Genomic DNA, 17,534 nt, shown 5'->3' on the forward strand with positions numbered 1-17,534 from the left:
ATGAGATCATTAAGTGAAATAGATACAGTTTCTAAAAGATCGAGCAAGGCTGCTGGATATTCATGGGGGATTGCAGAAGAGATTGGAAAAAATATAAGACTACTTGAAATTTTTAGCCTACCTGGAATTAAAAACTTAAATAGTTTTTTTAAGAAAAAAAAAGAATTAAGGCTGGAGAATATCAGCATCATAAAGCAAGACAATGAGGCCAATAAAAATGAATATTGTCCAATAATTGCAGGGGTAAATTTTTTAGATCAGATTAAAACTTTAGAAACTTTAAATGAGATAACGTTTAAAAAAGTCTCATATCCATTACTTTTCCTGCCATTTGTAAGTAGGGCTGCTGAGGTGATTGGTAAAAGAATATTCTTAAAAATGGATGATAGGGAATTTTTATTAAACTTTAATAATAATATTTATTCAAATTACACTAAAAACGAAATCATCGAGTCTGCTGAAAATATTTATTTAAAAGTTTTAGAAAATAGAGACTCGTTTGAAGAAAAAGAATGGAATGAACTTTATAAGCTTTCAGAAGAAACGTTTGTTGAAGAAAATGAAAGCTTAAAACAAGGCGGAGCAGGCGCTGGTCTTACTGATAATGACTAAAGATTTTGATGATCAAGCTAATAATGATGAAGAAGTTCTTCAATTAGATGATTTTTGTGAAGAGTGCAAAAAAGAAGACCCAAGTGTTTCTCAAAATTTAATTTTAACAGGATTTAAAACCTGTAATTCTTGTAAACTTTCAAAAACTATATTTCCGATTTAACTAATATTGCTAATGGGTAGAGCATTCATTTTGCTCATTACAAACGATATTGAAAGAAAAGCAATTATTAAAAAAGCTAAAAAGACTATTCCAAATGATTTAAAATTAGACTTTAGATTTAAAACTTGTTTTGTTGAAATGATCAATCCTGCAAATATCCAAAACTGAGTTAGAAATATTATTGGGATCATTAAATCTGGTGTTACAGCAAAAAACCTTAATAAACCTGGTGCATGAGCAAATCCCACAGCTGTTAATACTTTTTTAAATGGTACTTTTGTTTCTTTATCTGGAAATAATTTTACACCGATCACATAAATAAATAGTCCCCATACAAACCAAGTAAGAATGGCAGTTAAACCAGACATTGCAACAGCAGTTTTAATAACAGTATTTGCAGCAACGGCTCCTGCTAAGCCATCTAATATCATGATAAGGCCTGCAAAGTATATGGCCGCTTCACCAAAGTTCTTATTATCTTTGTAAAGAGTTTTATCTAATTTAATAGACCGAACAATTATATTTAAAAATTGACCAAACATTATTTATTTTTTCTATTTTTCTGTGCTTTGTAAGAAACAAATAGTGGAAAGAGTATTAAAGCAATTACTATTATTATGCAAACTACGATTAGGAATGTTTTTGTCATTATAAATTGTCACTTTAAGTCTATATTTTAATAATAATTTATCAATAATCAGTTTCATACTACTTGTTAGTATTTGAAACCTGTTAAATTTTAAAATTTAATATATGAACATAAATAATATTCTTTAAAATTAATGATTTTATCTTCTAAAAAATACGGATTAAAAACTATTGCAGTGCTTAGGAGTATTAGGGGAGTGGGCGCTTTGTTGTTAGCTGCTACCTTATTGTATGTTTCTTTTTATAAGGAAGAAAGTATTGAAATTAACACTAGCTTAATTAATGAGAATAGATTTTTTGAACAAATTACTCATTGGTTTCCACAATTAACCCAAGAACACTTTTTTGTCTTTGCATTCATAGCTTTGCTTATGTCTATTACTAGGTTTGTAGAAGCATTCGGGCTTTGGTTTGAAAAGAATTGGGGCAACTATCTTACAATTACCACAGGATTAATTACTTCTGTTATTTTGTTTATTCAATTAATGAATGAATTTTTGTGGATTGTCTTATTTTTTTTATTAATAAATTTACTAATTGTTTGTTACTTACTTTTAATAGTAAAAATGAATAAAGTCTCTAAGAGGCAAAAAGCTTAACAGCCATCTCATAGCACTTTTGCTGATGTTCTTTAGAGCCGGCAAAATTATTATCCTCTAAAAAAGGTTGTTTAACATAGTGAGCATGAGCACGTATAGAATCTCTAAATTCTAATTCATCCATTTTTTTGAAAGTATTTGTTTTATCTCTAGCGGCTGCTTTTAGATGCGGGGCTGTTAAAACATCAAAGTGTTTTTCAAGCTCTTGATTAACATTAGATTTATCAAATATTTTATATAGTTTCTTAACTAATGATAGGCGAAAAGGTTTTTCATTAAATCTTTCAAAGCTATAGCTTGTAAGTTTTTTCATGAGTTGCTGAACTGTTTCATCAGTTGGATGATCTTCTATAATTTTTTTTTGATGTAATATTCTTTCATTAGCCATTCGTAAAAAAAATTTATTGTACAAAGTATTGATTGATGGAAAATAGTCATAGAATCTAGAGTGATTAATACTCAGCTTCTTTAAAATTTTCCTCATACTAGGTAATTGACCTTTTGATTCCTCCGATAACTCTCTAAGATCTGATTGTAAGATTTGATCCACCTTCTTTTGAGAACGTGCTTGCTTAGGTACCTTAATTTTTGAAGGTTTTTTTAATTCCATAAGGATGAATGTTTATAGATTCTATTTAAATTTAACAGATGCAAAACAGACCACTTTGTAAAATGTACCTTAATGACCCCAGAAGTGTTGTACTACAATAGTTTTAAGGGCTTAAGTGCTATTAAAAACTTACCATTTTATATTTTTTTTTTAGTTTAATGATTTTTTTAAACATAAATTTAAAATTATTAAAAAAGTGTCACAGAATAATCCTTTTGCAATAAATCAAGTAAAACCAAAATTTAAATCCAAAGCCATTCACTATATTACAGACAAAGAAATTAAAGGCGCTAAAGCTCTGGTATTAAGTAAAGTAGCTTTAACTGTAATTTTTTTAACTTTCTTATTTCTTCTAATTTTTTCAAATCAACAAGCTAATGCAGATTGTATAATTGATGGAGTCCAATATGATATAGGAGGTAGAGCTGGCAGCGGTGTTACAGCCGTTGATCATTCACGTCCTATTCATCTTGATGCATTCTCAGGTTGGGATACCATAGGTGATGATGTCTCAACTTGTGATGTATCTCATATGACTAATTTAAGAGGTGCTTTTCACAATAAAACTTCTTTTAACCAAGACATTAGCAGTTGGGACACAGGTAGTGCGAGAAATATGTCGAATATGTTTTATAATAATGATTCATTTAACCAAGATATTAGCGGTTGGGACACGAGTAGTGTGACCAATATTAGCTATATGTTTAATGATGCTACCGCATTTAACCAAGATATTAACGGTTGGGACACGAGTAGTGTGACCAATATTAGCTATATGTTTAGTGGTGCTACCGCATTTAACGGGGATATTAGCAGTTGGGACACAAGTAGTATGATGAATATGAGCTATATGTTTAATGGTGCTACCGCATTTAACCAAAATATTAGCGGTTGGGACACAAGTAGTGCGACGACTTTTCGATATATGTTTAGATCTGCTTCCTCATTTAACCAAGATATTTTTAGTTGGGATACAAGTAGTGTGACGACTTTTGTTAAAATGTTTTGGAATGCTACTGCAATGGCTTCCGCATATAGCAATATAAGTGGTTCTTCTGGTGAATCTTATGAAAATCTTTTTGATACTTCGCCAACTTTATCTTCTTCAACCCCAGCTGATAATGCAACGAATGTTATAAAAGATGGAACCATTGTTTTAAACTTTAGTGAAAATGTTGTTGTTGGAAGTGGTAATATTACCATTAAGATAGCTTCAAGTAATGTATCTATTGAAACTATTGAAGTTAACAATCCAGAAGTTACCGGATCAGGTACCTCTCAAATAACTATTGATCCACAAACTAATTGGGGACAAAATACTGAATATTATGTGCTAATTGATGCAACAGCATTTGACGATACTAGTGGTAACTCATATGAAGGAATAAGTTCGACAACTGCTTTAACCTTTACAGTAGCAAATGATACACCAATTTTAAGTACATCTGTACCAGCTAACAATGCAACTAGTGTTGCGCTTGATGCAAACATTGTTTTAAATTTTAGTGAAAATGTTACTGCTCAAAGTGGTAATATTATTATTAAGAAAGCAGACAACACTATTTTCGAAACCATTAGTGTAACAGATACTACTAAAGTTACAGGAACAGGAACCAATCAAATAACAATTAATCCTTCTTCTGATTTTGTTCTAAATACTGACTATTATGTATTAATTGATGGAACTGCATTTGATGATTCTAGTGGAGGATCATATGCAGGAATAGGCTCTACAACTGCTTTAACTTTTACAAGTTTTGCAAATGTATTACCAACTCTAAGCTCATCCACTCCAGCTGATGATGCGCCCAATGTTGCAAGGGACGCAAACATTGTTTTAAACTTTAGTGAAAATGTTACTGTTCAAACTGGTAATATTACAATTAAGAAAACAACTGACAACACTATTTTTGAGACCATTGATGTAGCAGGTAGTAAAGTTACCGGAACGGGTACTTCTCAAATAACTATTAACCCATCATCAAATTTTGACGCTGAAACAGAATATTATGTTTTGATTGATGGAACAGCATTTGATGATACTGGTAGCGGATCATATGCAGGAATAAGTTCTACAACTGCTTTAAGTTTTAGCGTTGAAAGCATGGTGGATCCAACAACTGATAAAGATACCACAGGATCAATTGATGCACAAAGTACGCAAATACAAAGTACTTTTATAAAATCTATAAGTACGGTCTCTACTAGACTTAGTTATTTAAGACAAAATAGAAGTAATGATAACTTTGCAAAGAATAATATTAAACTAGAGGGTGGCAATGTTATGCTGACATCTTTAGTAAAAACTATTTCAAACTCAAACACCACATCCCCTAAACTTTATTTAACTAAACTTATTCCTGATAATTGGTCACCTTGGTCAGAGGGTTCTATTAGTCTTTCAAAAATAAAAAACAATTCTTCAGAAATAGAAAGTCAAAGTTTAGCTTTTGGTTTTGATAGAAAATTAAATAATAATAATTTATTAGGTTTTGCTATCCAATACGGTCAAAGTGATACAGATATAGGCACAAGTGGAACTGGAATAGATAGTAAAAACTATAATCTATCACTTTATCAAACACGACCACTCAATGATGATAATTTTATTGAAGGATTAATAGGGGTTGGGATAATTGAAAAGAATCTGACAAGAAAAAGTGGAGATAATACACTTACTGGATCTAGAGATGGTGCTCAAATATTTGGTTCAATTAATTATGGTAAAACAATTGATAAGGGTGATTTTAATTTAACCCCAATTGCACGTGTTGATTTGGGTTACACTGAACTTGATGCTTACACAGAGACAGGAACTGATGCTTTATCCTATGACAAACAAACAGTTGAAAGTGGTATGGTCTCATTGGGTTTAGAATTTAATGATATCATTAATTTTTCTAATAGTTCATTTAAACCATTTGGTTTAGTGGAGTATGGTTTAGATTTTAGTAATTCTTCCGATGTTCAAATGAATTATGTATCAGATACCTCTACTACTTATACTTATACCCAGAGTGTAAACTCAACTCATTTATTAACTTCAGAAGTTGGGTTTAATTACGAAGCATTAGAAAATCTAAATATTAAAACAAGTTATAAACGTATTCAGGGTAATGAAAATGAACATGTAGATACGGTTAAATTTGCTTTTAAATTTAAATCAAGACGTGAGACAGAATACGCAATGAACATTGATGGATCTGAAGATTTAAAAGCTGGATTTAATATCTCTAAAAATATTAATGGCTTTGATCTAAAATTTAATGCCAACCAATCATTCAACGAAACTTCTGATCGGGAAGCTAAAGTTTCTCTATCTAGTGTGTTTTAAATAAATAGTAATATTTCTTGAGGGGGGGGTATTAATTATTTATAATAGAGAGGGGAATTTACCCCTCTCTATAAAAATTGATTTAACCTTTAACGACTTCTCTTGTGTTTGCGTTATAAGATTCTGTAAATGGAATATCCACTACCACAGCATCAACAGGTGTTCCTGGAGTGTCAGAATATTTAGCAGGTAAGTGAACTTTGTACTTAGTTCCAACTTTACCTTTTGGGAAACCATTAGCATTTAATGTTCCATCAAATGGTACATATCCCATTGCAATATTTTGACCTTTTTCAGGATGATACCAAGGTGATGTGATAAATCCTACAGGATCTCCACCACTCTCAGGTGACACTAACCAAAAATCAGGAGCATATTCTTCAATTGGTTTTCCACCCAATTCAAGACCTACTAACTGAAGCTTATAAGGTTTTTTTCCATCCTTAAGCTCTGCGCCCATTTTCTCTAGTGCAGCTTTACCAATGTAGTCAGCTTTCTTGTTCCATTCGCCTTTGCCGGCTAATGAAACTTGATAACCAAGGTTACACTGGAAAGGATTGTGTTGATGATCCATATCTTGTCCCCAAGATAGAATTCCAGCTTGAATTCTTCTATGGTGAGCAGGAGCAATAACCATTAGGCTATGTTTTTTTCCAGCTTCAAGAACAGCATTCCACATATCATCAGCGTATTTAGTCGCTTCTCTTAAGTAGATTTCATATCCAGCTTCACCTGAGAAACCAGATTGTGAAATCACACAACTTCTGCCGCCAACTTTAACTTCAGCTAAACCGTAGAAAGGCATATTGTCAAAATCAACTTGATCTCCACAAAGGTCTTTCATTAAAGCTTTTGATTTAGGACCTTGAATTTGCACAGGGCAAACATCAATTTCTTCAATTGTACAATCAAATCTTCCATCAGCGTTAACACCTTGAAGATACATTCCAATATCAGAGTCTGATAGTGAGAACCAAAATTCATCTTTTGAAATTCTAAGAAGAATAGGATCATTTAAAACTCCACCATAAGCATTACATAAAATTACATATCTTGCTCTCATAGGTGAGATTTTAGTTGCATCTCTAGTTATAACGTAGTCAGTAAACTTTTCTGCATCAGGACCTTTAACTCTAATTTGTCTTTCAACAGCAACGTTCCACATCGTAACGTGATTTTTAATTGCTTCATATTCAACCATCGCTCCACCATCTTCAGGTTTTACATAACCTCTTGGGTGATAAATACGATTGTAAACAGTTGCTCTCCAACAACCAGCTTCCATTGATAGATGCCAGTACGGAGATTTTCTTACTCTTGTTGAAATTAACATTTCAACTTTTGTAGGTCCACTTTGTCTTAAGTTATATGGTACTTCACGATCTGATTGATCAACTGATGTAGCATGATTTAGTTTAGTATAGTCAAATTCATTAGACATAACCGTTCTCCTTCAACCACTTGTTAGTTTCCTTCAAGCCGCCGAATGTATAAATGTGGAAGTTGCCAGTAAACTCTTTCACTTTCCCAATTAATTCATTAGGGTCTTTAGGTTTCAATAAATCTAATGCCTTACTAAAATTAGACTTAAGAAAATTTATAGAATTTTTTGCCCCGACAATATTAGCAAATTTAATCAAGCTAGTTATTTTCATTGGCCCAGTAATTCCTACATGCACTGGTACTGACTGCTTAGAAATGAAATCTACGATAGGTTGACTCTCTAATAACCACTGGGTCACTATATAGTCGGCGTAAGGTTTTTTATCTATCATAGCCTTTTCTAATTCTTTATCAGAAATATCCTGACTACCCTCTGGATGTCCTGCTATTCCTATTTTAATTCCATCAAAAAACCCTGTCTCTAAAACTTGAATTGAACTATCAAATTTTCCAACTGGTTCTCTACTTCCACCAATAACTAATGCTTGTTTAACACCCACATCTTTACATCTTGCAATGTAATCTTTAAGCTGAGTATCATCCGTGATTGATCTTGCTGGAAAATGCGGAACTGGATTAAATCCTTTTTTAACTAATTCAGCTGACTGGTCAGCTGTCTCTTTATAATCTCCTCCTGGAAGCATGGTTACATAAACATCCTTAACTGGAGGCAATGTATCAAGATCTGTTTGAGGTCCAACCTCAAGTGAAAAATTCATTTTTCCCGATGATTATCTTTTTTGTAAATGCTGTCAAAGAAATTCATCTTGTGGACAAAAATAATTGTTGCCAAAAATTTTGCTGGTGATATTTTTTTTTAATGTCTAAAGATCCTAAAAATCTTGAACTTTCAAAGATCTTGGATTTGGATAAAATTAGAGTGGTTGGGAGCCCCATCGAGAAAGCCCATGGCTTACCAAACGAGTGCTACACTAGCTCTGATTATCTAAGAATTGAAAGAGAGAGGATTTTCAAGGATAAATGGACAGTAATTGGGGTTGGAAGTTCTGTGCCAAATGTGGGAGATGCTCAACCTTATAATCTACTTGGTATCCCTCTTATTATTCTAAGAGACAAAGAGAAAAAAATAAGAGTATTTCATAATGTTTGCAGCCATAGAGGCTTCAAGCTTCTAGATGAGCCTTGTACTTTAAGAAATGTCTTAAGATGTCCATATCACTCCTGGTCCTATGATTTTGATGGAAAGTTGGTTGCGACACCTCATATAGGAGGTCTGAATGTTCATGAGACAGAAAAATTCGATAAATCATCAAGTAATTTGAAGGAAGTTAGAACCAAAGTTTGGATGGATATAATTTTTATTAATATAAATGGTAATGAATTAGAGTTCGACGAGTATATCAAGCCTCTCGAAGAAAGATGGTCAAAATTTATATCTAAGGAAGATCAAAAATTACTTAAACACTCAAAAGATCATGGATACTTCAGTCTTGATGTTAAGTGTAATTGGAAGTTTGCAATAGAAAATTACTGTGAAAGTTATCATTTGCCTTGGATTCATCCTGAATTAAATAAAGTTTCAAATATTAGTGACCATTATCACATTCAAGGTTTACCAAATAGATTTGCTGGCCAAGGTACAGATAAATACGACCAACCTGTTAAAGGAAATCAAAGTTTTAATAATTTTTCAAATTGGCCAACAGATCTGTCTAAAAAAGCTGAGTATATTGCTTTATTTCCAAACGTAATGATTGGTCTTCATATAGATCATTTTTATGTTTTTTGGTTAGAACCTAAGTCTATTAGTGAAACTAAAGAACATTTAATGATGTATTATGTAGGTGATGATAGTGCGAATGGAACTGAGTTTATTGACATGAGAAAAAAAAATGTAGAATTTTGGAAGGAAGTTATGATTGAGGATGTAAAAGCAATTGAAGGTATGCAGGAAGGTAGAAATTCACCAGCATATAATGGTGGAAATTTTTCACCAATAATGGATAATCCTACACATGAATTTCATAAATGGATTGCTAATAATTTAACTTAATGAAAAAGTAAATGTCTTTAAAAGATGTGGGAAATAAAATCCCAATTTATAAACTTAAAACTACCAAAGAAGTAATGGATTTTTATGACGAGTGGGGCGACAACGATAAGTATAATAAAGATATGGTTAATTGGGATTATTCAGGTCCAAAAGAAACAGTAAACACTTTTAAAAAATACGCTCAAAGCAAAGACATATTAATTTTTGATGCAGGTTGTGGCACAGGTCTTGTTGCTAAAGAATTAAAAAATTTTGGATATAAAAATTTTCATGGAGCAGATTTATCTAAAACCTTATTAGATACGATACCAAAAGATTTATATAAAAAGCTATATAAAGTAGATCTAAATCAACCAATTAAAATAGAAGATAATTTTTATGATGCGGTTATGTGTGTTGGAACTTTTACATATGCACATGTCAAACCCAGCGCTTTAGATGAATTTGTAAGGATTACAAAAAATAAAGGTTTAATTTGTTTTACGATTAATGAAGGAATTTATGAGGAATATGGGTTTAATAAAAAAATAAAAGAATTAAAAGATAAGAATAAATGGAAAGAAATTGAATTTTTTAAATCAGATTATATTGCCAGCAAAGATGTAAATGCGTGGCTGGGTCTATATGAGGTTATAAAATAAAATGAAAATAATATTAATAATGGGTCTACCAGGATCTGGCAAAACAACTTTAGCAAATGAAATTGCCCCATCAATAGATGCTAAAAGACTTAATGCTGATGAAGTTAGAAAAGAAGCCAATGATTGGGATTTTTCAGAAGAAGGCAGAATAAGACAAGCCAAAAGAATGGCAGATTTTGCAAAAAAATTAAAAGATGATGGAAATTATGTTATTGCAGATTTTGTTTGCCCAACGCCTGAAGCAAGAAGTTTATTTCCCGCAGATTATATAGTTTGGGTAAATACAATAAAAGAGGGACGTTTTGATGATACTAACAAGATGTTTGTTAAACCTGAAAAATTTGACTGTCAGGTTACAACTCAAGATGCTAAACATTGGGCACCAATAATATTAGAGGAGATCAAATAATGGCTTACGAATGGGATAATAAAAAACCGACAGCACAAATGCTTGGTAGATGGCAGCCATTTCATGATGGTCACTATGCTTTATTTCAAGAAATTGTTAAAAAAACAGGTCAAGTTTGCATTCAAATAAGAGATGTTCAAGGTGTTGACGATAATCCATTTGATTTTGATACAGTAAAAAAAAATATTGAAGAAAAGTTAAACCCAGAATTTGAAGGAAGATTTAAAGTAATGATGGTTCCTAATATTACTAATATTTGTTACGGAAGAGGGGTTGGTTACAAAATAGAAGAAGTTGTTTTGTCAGAGGAAATTCAACAAATCTCTGCAACAAAAATTAGAGCTAAAATGAGAGAAGATGGCAAACTTAAGTAATATTAAAGTTAAACTTTTAAATAAAGATATTGCTTCAATCATCATTAATGAGCCAAAAACATATAACGCACTTTCATTTAAAAATTTAGAAGATTTAATTAAAGCCTTTAAAAAATTAGATGAAGATAAAAATATTAAGGTAATAATTATTGAAGGGTCTGGAAAAGGTTTTAGTGCGGGTCATAATTTAAAAGAAGTAAGTGGATTAAAGAAAAGAGAAAAATATCAAAAACTTTTTAATCTTTGCTCAAAATTAATGCTTCAAATAGTTGAAGGAAAAAAGCCAGTTATTGCAAAAGTTCATGGGGCAGCATTTGCTGCAGGATGTCAGTTAGTTGCGAGTTGTGATCTTGCTTACAGTGCTAATGATGCAATATTTGCTACACCAGGAGTAAATATAGGCTTATTTTGTAGTACACCGATGGTAGCTGTTAGCAGAAAAGTTAATAGAAAAAGAATGATGCAGATGCTGTTAACAGGTGAACCCATTAAAGCAAATTATGCAAAAGAAATTGGATTAATTAATAATCATTTTTCTAAATCAAGATTAAACAATGAAGTATTAAAAGTTGCTAAAACTATTGCTTCAAAATCAAGTTTTACAATTAAAATTGGCAAACAAACTTTTTATAATCAATTAGAAATGCCATTAAGAAAAGCATACACATACACAAGTAAAATGATGACTAAAAATATGATGGCAATGGATGCAAAAGAGGGAATATCTGCATTTTTACAAAAAAGAAAACCTAAATGGAAAAACAAATAATAGACGATAAAATTAAAGAACTATTTGTTAGCTCAAGAGTAATAGCTTTAGTTGGGGCAAGTAAAAAAAAAGAAAAAGATTCAAATATAGTAATGAAATTCTTACAAAAATCTGGGTATAAAGTCATTCCTGTAAACCCAACATGTGTAAATGAAACAATACACGGAGAAAGAGTTTATGGAACCCTATTAGATATAAAAGAAAAAGTAGACATAGTTGATGTTTTTAGGCCAAGCGTAGAGACTGTAGATATAGCCAATCAAACTAAAGAAATTGGGGCACATGTTTTGTGGCTACAACTTAATATTGAAAATGATAAGGCTAAAGAAATAGCAATAAAAAATAAAATTTATTACATTGCTAACAAATGTACTAAAATTGAATTTCAAAAATTGTTTGGAATAATTTAGAAATTATCTCTATTAAATTAATAATTAATATTTTGAGGATAAACCTAGTTTTTCCATTTTTACAGAGTTAGTTTTTGACTACCCATGCTCGATGATAAAAATCATCTATATTTTTTTGAATTAACCCTTTGGCAATTTGAGTAGCTTCTTGCTCTTCAAAAGGGCCATGTTTTTTTTCAGTATTCTTTAATATTGTTTCAATCTCGTTAGGGTTAGTATGCTCACCTTCAATTACATAAAAATTTTTCATGGCTTTCTTATAGAACTAGTTTAAAAATACACAAATGAAAAAAATATTTCTTTTATATGGTCATTATAACGAAAAATCTTTTAACGCTGCTATTAGAGATACATTTATAAAAACAGTTGAAGCAAATGGTCATTCAGTTGATTGTGTAGACCTATATAAGGAAAAATTTAACCCTGTTTTTGCAGGTGAAGAAGCAGGTGAAGATGTTTTGAATCATCGTAAAAGAATAGAAGACTGTGATACAATTGTTTTAATTGCTCCAATTTGGAATTTTAGAATGCCAGCTATAGTTGAGGGATGGATAGATAAAGTTTTAGCACCACCTTGGGCGTTTACGTTTAAGCAGTTATGGGGAAATTATGGATATCCAATTGGCAATTTACATAAAAAAAAAGCAATTATATTTTGTACTTATGGATCTCCAAGGCTCGCTATTACAACCTTCTTTTTAAACCTGCCTATAAGAAGATTAAAAAGAGGGGTATTTCATATGTGTGGCATTTATAATATTGTCTACAGAAGATATTTTGCTGTACCGTTTGTTAGTGATAATAAAAGAAAACAATTTTTGGAAGACGTCAGAACAACTGCACAAAATATATAAAGTAATTTTAATTACTTTATTTTTTACATCTCCATCATTTGCTGAATTAGTTAAGCCTAATAATGGGATAGAGCCCTATCAAGTTGTCAAAATCCAATTAAGAAGTTTAAAACAGAATGATAATCCAAAAAAAGATAATGGAATTGAGCAGACTTGGGAATTTGCACACCCAAATAATCAAAAAAATACAGGTCCTTTAGATCGATTTAAAACAATGATAAAAGGAAAATCTTATGTGATGCTTCTTAATCACTTGGACAATAAGGTTGTGGAGATAAAATCTGATGATTTAACTGCTCTTTTTGAAGTAACAGTTCTTGATAGAGATAAGGTCTACTATAAATTTAAGTGGGCAGTTGAAAAATATATAAAAGAAGGTCCTCTTAAGGACTGCTGGCTGACCACAATGGTCTCCGCACCAATGCCTCTTGGATCTTCAGTTTAAACTAATAACTAAACGATTTTTGTTTCGTTAATAATAAAAAAATAGTAGGAATCGGACTAATGAAATCTAAAGCTAAAGTTGTTGTAGTTGGTGGTGGTGTAGTAGGAGTTAGTGCACTTTATCACTTAGCAAAAAAAGGTTTATCTGATGTTGTTCTTGTCGAGAGAAAAGAATTAACTTCAGGATCAACTTGGCACGCAGCAGGTCTGCTTCCATTATTTAATATGAGTTATTCAGTTGGACAGCTTCATAAGTATGCGGTTGATCTTTATAAAAAATTAGAAGAAGAGACAGGACAAAATGTTGGCTTCAGTGTTGTCTCAAATATTCGTTTAGCAAGCACTAAAGATAGAATGGATGAGTACCACCAATATGCAGGTGTTGCACAAACCATAGGTGTTGATGTAAAATTTTTAACACCAGATCAAGTAAAAGAAATTTGGCCTTTATGTCGTACGGATGATTTACTTGGTGCAATACAACACCCTGAAGATGGATATATTCAGCCAGCTGACTTAACACAAGCAATGGCTACGGGTGCAAGAAACATGGGTGCAGAAATTTATAGAAATACAGCTGTAGTTGGAATTAAACAAACTAAAGATGGATGGATTGTTGAAACTGACAAAGGGGCTATAGAGTGTGAACATGTAATTTCTTGTTCAGGAAACTTTGCAAGACAAACTGGAAAAATGGTTGGTTTAGATATTCCAGTTATCCCAGTTGAGCATCAATATATTGTTACAGAAGCACACCCAGATATTTTAAAAAGAAAAAAAGAAGGCTTACCAGAGATGGGAGTTTTAAGAGATAGCGATAGTAGATGGTATATGAGAGAAGAAGCTGGTGGTTTAATTTTAGGACCTTATGAAGATGGTGCTCCAGCTTGTTATGTAGATGGGCCCTCAAAAGATTCAGAGTATGAATTATTTCAAGAAGATTTAGATAGACTTGCCCCACACATAGAAGGCGCAATTCATAGAGTTCCAGCATTTGGTGAGGTTGGTGTAAAAAAAGTTTATAACGGAGCAATTTGTTACACACCTGATGGAAACCCAATTGTAGGACCAGCGTGGGGACTTAAAAATTTTTGGATAAATGAAGGACATAGTTTTGGTATTACTGCAGCAGGTGGTGCTGGATGGCAACTTGCAGAATGGATTGTAGATGGAGAACCAACAATTGATATGCTTGGTGTTGAACCTAGAAGGTTCGGTGATTATGCAACAAAATCTTATTTAAAAGAAAAAAATGAAGAAGCTTACAATCATGTATTTAAAGTTCATTATCCAGACGAAGAAAGAGGTGCTGCTAGAGAATTAAGAACATCACCTTGCTATGATAGAATGAAAGCATTAGGTGCTGTTTTTGGGCAAAAATTTGGTTGGGAGAGACCTAATTTCTTTGCAGTAGATGGAATGGAACAAAAGGATGATTGGTCTTTTAGAAGATCCAAGTGGTTTGAAGCAATAAAAAAAGAATGTAAAAATGTAAAAGAAAATGTGGGTCTTTTAGATATGACTGCATTTGCAAAATGTAGAATTAAAGGATCTGGTGCAGAAGAATTTTTAGATTATTTAGTAGCAAACAAACTTCCAAAAAAAATAGGAAGAATTGGTTTATGTCACGCCCTTAATACTAAAGGAGGAGTGCATTCTGAATTTACGATAATGAGAGAAGCTCCAGATAGTTTCTATTTAGTTTCTGCAGGAGCGAACCAAAGATTAGACCATGACTGGATTCAAAAATGGATGCCAACAGATGGCACAGTTCAATTTGAAAATCTAACTAATAGTATGGGTGTACTTGTTGTGTCTGGTCCAAAGGCTAGAGATTTAATGACAAGAGTTTCTAGTGATGATTTTTCTAGTGAAAACTTTAAATGGTTGAGTGCTAAAAATGTAAATGTTGGAAATGCACCAGTGAATGCTATGAGAGTAAACTTTGTTGGTGAATTAGGTTGGGAGCTTCATCATCCAATTGAATACCAAAACCATATATTTGATAAATTAATGGAAGCTGGTAAAGATTTAGGTATTAAGCCTTATGGGATTAGAGCGATGAATAGTTTAAGACTTGAAAAATCTTATAAACTTGTTGGGACAGAATTATCAATTGAATATTCACCTTACGAATCTGGACTAGATAGATTTATACATCCTAATAAAGGAAACTTTATTGGCTTAGAAGCGCTTAATAAGTGGAGAGAAAAAGGTTTCAAAAATAAACTAGTTACCATGGAAATTCACAACGTTGAAGATGCAGATGTTCTAGGAAACAATCCAATTTATGAAAACGACAAAGTTGTTGGACGTGCTACAGGAGGAGATTTTGGATTTAGACTTGGTAAATCGATTGCATTAGGAATGGTGAACCCTGATGTTGCGACAACTGGTCAAAAATTGAAAATTGATATTTTAGGAAAAATGTACGATGCTACTATATTAGACGAGAGTCCTTACGATCCAGAAAATAATTTATTGAGAGCATAATGAAAATATTAGTCGCTGTTAAAAGAGTAATTGATTACAACGTTCAGGTTAGAGTTAAAGAGGATGGAACTGGTGTTGTTACTGATAATGTAAAAATGTCGAGTAATCCACCTGATGATAATGCTATTGAAGAGGCTGTAAAAATTAAAGAAGCAGGTAAGGCAACAGAAATTATTGCAATTACAGTTGGTGAAGAAAAATCACAAGAAACTGTTAGAAAAGCATTGGCAGTTGGTGCTGATAGAGGAATTTTAATTAAAACTGAGGGAATTGTTGAGCCATTAGCCGTAGCAAAAGCATTACAAAAAATTGTTGAAAAAGAAAAACCTGACCTAGTTTTTATGGGTAAACAAGCAATTGATGATGACTGTAATCAAACAGGTCAAATGTTAAGTGCTTTATTGAATTGGCCTCAAGCAACATTTGCATCAAAAATTGAAATAAAAGACAGAACTTTAGAAGTAACAAGAGAAATTGACGAAGGATTAGAAACAATCGAAGTTAATCTACCAGCTATTGTGACATGTGATTTAAGATTAAATGAGCCACGTTATGCTTCACTACCAAATATTATGAAATCTAAAAAAAAACCTTTGGAAATTTTAACAGCTGCTGACTTAGGAGTTGATACAACACCTAGAGTTCAACTAATTAAAGTAGAAGAACCACCAAAAAGAAAAGCAGGAATTAAAGTTGCAAGTGTTGCCGAGTTAGTTAGCAAACTTAAAAATGAGGCAAAGGTAATATAATGTCAGTTTTATTAATAGCAGAGCATAATAATAAAGAAGTAAGACCTTTTACATTAAACGCAATTACTGCAGCATCTCAAATGGATGGAGATGTACATGTCCTATTAATTGGAAATAATTGTGGAGATGTTGCTAAATTATTATCTGAAATGCCAGCTGTTAAAAAAGTATTACATGCTGAAGCTCCTCACTATGAAAACTATTTAGCAGAAAACTTTACACCACTAGTTGTAAAAGTTTCAGAAAATTATTCTCATATTGTTAGTTCTGCAAATACATTTGGTAAAAATTTGATGCCAAGAATAGCAGCACATTTAGACATATCTCAAGTAAGTGATATTACTAAAGTGATATCAGCTGATACATTCATAAGACCTATTTATGCGGGTAATGCATTTGCTACTGTAAAAAGTACTGATGCAAAAAAATGCATAACAATTAGACCAACATCTTTTGAACCTTGTGAAACTTCTGGTGGCTCTGCTCCAATTGAAAAAATTGAAGCTACTGAAGAGTTTACATTATCAAAATTTATTAAAAGAGAAGAAGTTAAGTCAGACAGACCTGAACTTGGCACCGCAAGAATTGTAGTTTCTGGTGGAAGAGGAATGCAAAATGGAGAAAATTTTAAATTAATAACTGATATTGCGGATAAATTAAACGCAGCAATTGGAGCATCACGTGCAGCAGTTGATGCGGGTTATATTAGTAATGAACATCAAGTTGGTCAAACTGGTAAAGTTGTTGTGCCAGATTTATATATTGCAGTTGGAATTTCTGGAGCAATTCAGCATTTAGCTGGAATGAAAGAAAGTAAAATTATTGTTGCTATAAATAAAGACGGTGAAGCACCAATATTTAGTGTCGCAGATTATGGTCTGGAAGCAGATTTATTTGAGGCGTTACCTCAATTCTTAGAAGAATTGAATAAATTAAATAGTATACAAAAATAATCAGTACTGTAAAAA

General features: G+C 32.1%; 20 protein-coding genes. 15 read left to right on the forward strand and 5 right to left on the reverse strand.

From position 1 onward, the window contains the following. Positions 1 to 612 (forward strand): DUF3726 domain-containing protein, encoded by a 612-nt coding sequence (locus ABXT55_RS01795; protein WP_415285050.1) that lies wholly within the window; start codon positions 1 to 3, stop codon positions 610 to 612. Next, positions 605 to 775: a hypothetical protein gene (locus ABXT55_RS01800; RefSeq protein ID WP_415285051.1), complete on the forward strand. Its 171-nt coding sequence runs from the start codon at positions 605 to 607 to the stop codon at positions 773 to 775. Before ABXT55_RS01795 ends, ABXT55_RS01800 begins: the two co-directional genes overlap by 8 nt. On the opposite strand, the gene ABXT55_RS01805 is transcribed toward ABXT55_RS01800, so the two are convergent. Continuing rightward, a complete protein-coding gene (locus ABXT55_RS01805; protein ID WP_168607360.1) occupies positions 772 to 1,317 on the reverse strand; it encodes a hypothetical protein in 546 nt (181 codons plus the stop codon). The two genes, ABXT55_RS01800 and ABXT55_RS01805, sit on opposite strands and share 4 nt — an antisense overlap. A 240-nt stretch (positions 1,318 to 1,557) precedes the next feature. On the opposite strand from ABXT55_RS01805, the gene ABXT55_RS01810 reads away from it, so the two are divergent. After that, positions 1,558 to 2,022 (forward strand): DUF2127 domain-containing protein, encoded by a 465-nt coding sequence (locus tag ABXT55_RS01810; RefSeq protein WP_415285052.1) that lies wholly within the window; start codon positions 1,558 to 1,560, stop codon positions 2,020 to 2,022. On the opposite strand, the gene ABXT55_RS01815 is transcribed toward ABXT55_RS01810, so the two are convergent. Further along, positions 2,003 to 2,632, reverse strand: a complete 630-nt coding sequence (locus ABXT55_RS01815) for a TetR/AcrR family transcriptional regulator (protein ID WP_415285053.1) — start codon at positions 2,630 to 2,632, stop codon at positions 2,003 to 2,005. The genes ABXT55_RS01810 and ABXT55_RS01815 overlap by 20 nt on opposite strands. Before the next feature lie 196 nt (positions 2,633 to 2,828). On the opposite strand from ABXT55_RS01815, the gene ABXT55_RS01820 reads away from it, so the two are divergent. After that, positions 2,829 to 5,966, forward strand: a complete 3,138-nt coding sequence (locus ABXT55_RS01820; protein WP_415285054.1) for a BspA family leucine-rich repeat surface protein — start codon at positions 2,829 to 2,831, stop codon at positions 5,964 to 5,966. Positions 5,967 to 6,048: 82 nt separating this feature from the next. On the opposite strand, the gene ABXT55_RS01825 is transcribed toward ABXT55_RS01820, so the two are convergent. Next, on the reverse strand, positions 6,049 to 7,407 hold the full coding sequence (locus tag ABXT55_RS01825) for a glycine cleavage T C-terminal barrel domain-containing protein (RefSeq protein ID WP_415285055.1): 1,359 nt from the start codon (positions 7,405 to 7,407) through the stop codon (positions 6,049 to 6,051). Then, on the reverse strand, positions 7,400 to 8,128 hold the full coding sequence (locus ABXT55_RS01830; protein WP_415285056.1) for a methylenetetrahydrofolate reductase: 729 nt from the start codon (positions 8,126 to 8,128) through the stop codon (positions 7,400 to 7,402). Before ABXT55_RS01830 ends, ABXT55_RS01825 begins: the two co-directional genes overlap by 8 nt. A 101-nt stretch (positions 8,129 to 8,229) precedes the next feature. Here ABXT55_RS01830 and ABXT55_RS01835 point away from each other — a divergent pair, with 101 nt between their 5' ends. Genes ABXT55_RS01835 through ABXT55_RS01860 form a run of 6 tightly spaced genes read left to right on the forward strand, consistent with a single transcriptional unit; the run spans position 8,230 to position 12,026 of the window. Beyond that, positions 8,230 to 9,423 carry an aromatic ring-hydroxylating oxygenase subunit alpha gene (locus ABXT55_RS01835; protein ID WP_415285057.1) on the forward strand — a complete coding sequence of 398 codons (1,194 nt, stop codon included), beginning with the start codon at positions 8,230 to 8,232 and terminating at the stop codon, positions 9,421 to 9,423. Between the two features lie 11 nt (positions 9,424 to 9,434). Further along, the gene (locus ABXT55_RS01840; RefSeq protein WP_415285058.1) at positions 9,435 to 10,064 is read left to right on the forward strand and encodes a class I SAM-dependent DNA methyltransferase; all 630 of its coding nucleotides are present in this window, start codon (positions 9,435 to 9,437) and stop codon (positions 10,062 to 10,064) included. Position 10,065: 1 nt separating this feature from the next. Next, entirely contained in the window at positions 10,066 to 10,473 is a 408-nt protein-coding gene (locus ABXT55_RS01845; RefSeq protein ID WP_415285059.1) for an AAA family ATPase, read from the forward strand. Continuing rightward, positions 10,473 to 10,847 (forward strand): cytidyltransferase, encoded by a 375-nt coding sequence (locus ABXT55_RS01850; RefSeq protein ID WP_271519061.1) that lies wholly within the window; start codon positions 10,473 to 10,475, stop codon positions 10,845 to 10,847. Before ABXT55_RS01845 ends, ABXT55_RS01850 begins: the two co-directional genes overlap by 1 nt. Beyond that, on the forward strand, positions 10,831 to 11,616 hold the full coding sequence (locus tag ABXT55_RS01855) for an enoyl-CoA hydratase (protein ID WP_415285060.1): 786 nt from the start codon (positions 10,831 to 10,833) through the stop codon (positions 11,614 to 11,616). The genes ABXT55_RS01850 and ABXT55_RS01855 overlap by 17 nt, the downstream gene beginning before the upstream one ends. Further along, on the forward strand, positions 11,601 to 12,026 hold the full coding sequence (locus ABXT55_RS01860) for a CoA-binding protein (RefSeq protein ID WP_415285061.1): 426 nt from the start codon (positions 11,601 to 11,603) through the stop codon (positions 12,024 to 12,026). Before ABXT55_RS01855 ends, ABXT55_RS01860 begins: the two co-directional genes overlap by 16 nt. Positions 12,027 to 12,093: 67 nt before the next feature. Here ABXT55_RS01860 and ABXT55_RS01865 read toward each other — a convergent pair whose 3' ends face one another. After that, the gene (locus tag ABXT55_RS01865) at positions 12,094 to 12,276 is read right to left on the reverse strand and encodes a hypothetical protein (RefSeq protein WP_415285062.1); all 183 of its coding nucleotides are present in this window, start codon (positions 12,274 to 12,276) and stop codon (positions 12,094 to 12,096) included. A gap of 34 nt (positions 12,277 to 12,310) precedes the next feature. Here ABXT55_RS01865 and ABXT55_RS01870 point away from each other — a divergent pair, with 34 nt between their 5' ends. The 5 genes from ABXT55_RS01870 to ABXT55_RS01890 are packed head-to-tail and all read left to right on the forward strand — an operon-like array spanning position 12,311 to position 17,519. Beyond that, positions 12,311 to 12,880 carry an NAD(P)H-dependent oxidoreductase gene (locus ABXT55_RS01870; protein ID WP_415285063.1) on the forward strand — a complete coding sequence of 190 codons (570 nt, stop codon included), beginning with the start codon at positions 12,311 to 12,313 and terminating at the stop codon, positions 12,878 to 12,880. After that, positions 12,822 to 13,325 (forward strand): DUF4864 domain-containing protein, encoded by a 504-nt coding sequence (locus tag ABXT55_RS01875; protein WP_415285064.1) that lies wholly within the window; start codon positions 12,822 to 12,824, stop codon positions 13,323 to 13,325. The genes ABXT55_RS01870 and ABXT55_RS01875 overlap by 59 nt, the downstream gene beginning before the upstream one ends. 59 nt (positions 13,326 to 13,384) lie before the next feature. Next, complete coding sequence (locus ABXT55_RS01880; protein WP_415285065.1) at positions 13,385 to 15,817, forward strand: GcvT family protein; 2,433 nt, start codon at positions 13,385 to 13,387, stop codon at positions 15,815 to 15,817. Then, positions 15,817 to 16,566, forward strand: coding sequence for an electron transfer flavoprotein subunit beta/FixA family protein (locus ABXT55_RS01885; RefSeq protein ID WP_415285066.1), 750 nt, complete (start codon positions 15,817 to 15,819; stop codon positions 16,564 to 16,566). The genes ABXT55_RS01880 and ABXT55_RS01885 overlap by 1 nt, the downstream gene beginning before the upstream one ends. Continuing rightward, entirely contained in the window at positions 16,566 to 17,519 is a 954-nt protein-coding gene (locus tag ABXT55_RS01890) for an electron transfer flavoprotein subunit alpha/FixB family protein (protein WP_415285067.1), read from the forward strand. The genes ABXT55_RS01885 and ABXT55_RS01890 overlap by 1 nt, the downstream gene beginning before the upstream one ends. Positions 17,520 to 17,534: the final 15 nt, after the last annotated feature.

Origin of the sequence: Candidatus Pelagibacter sp. Uisw_130, assembly GCF_047722505.1 — a bacterium.
Lineage (GTDB): Bacteria > Pseudomonadota > Alphaproteobacteria > Pelagibacterales > Pelagibacteraceae > Pelagibacter.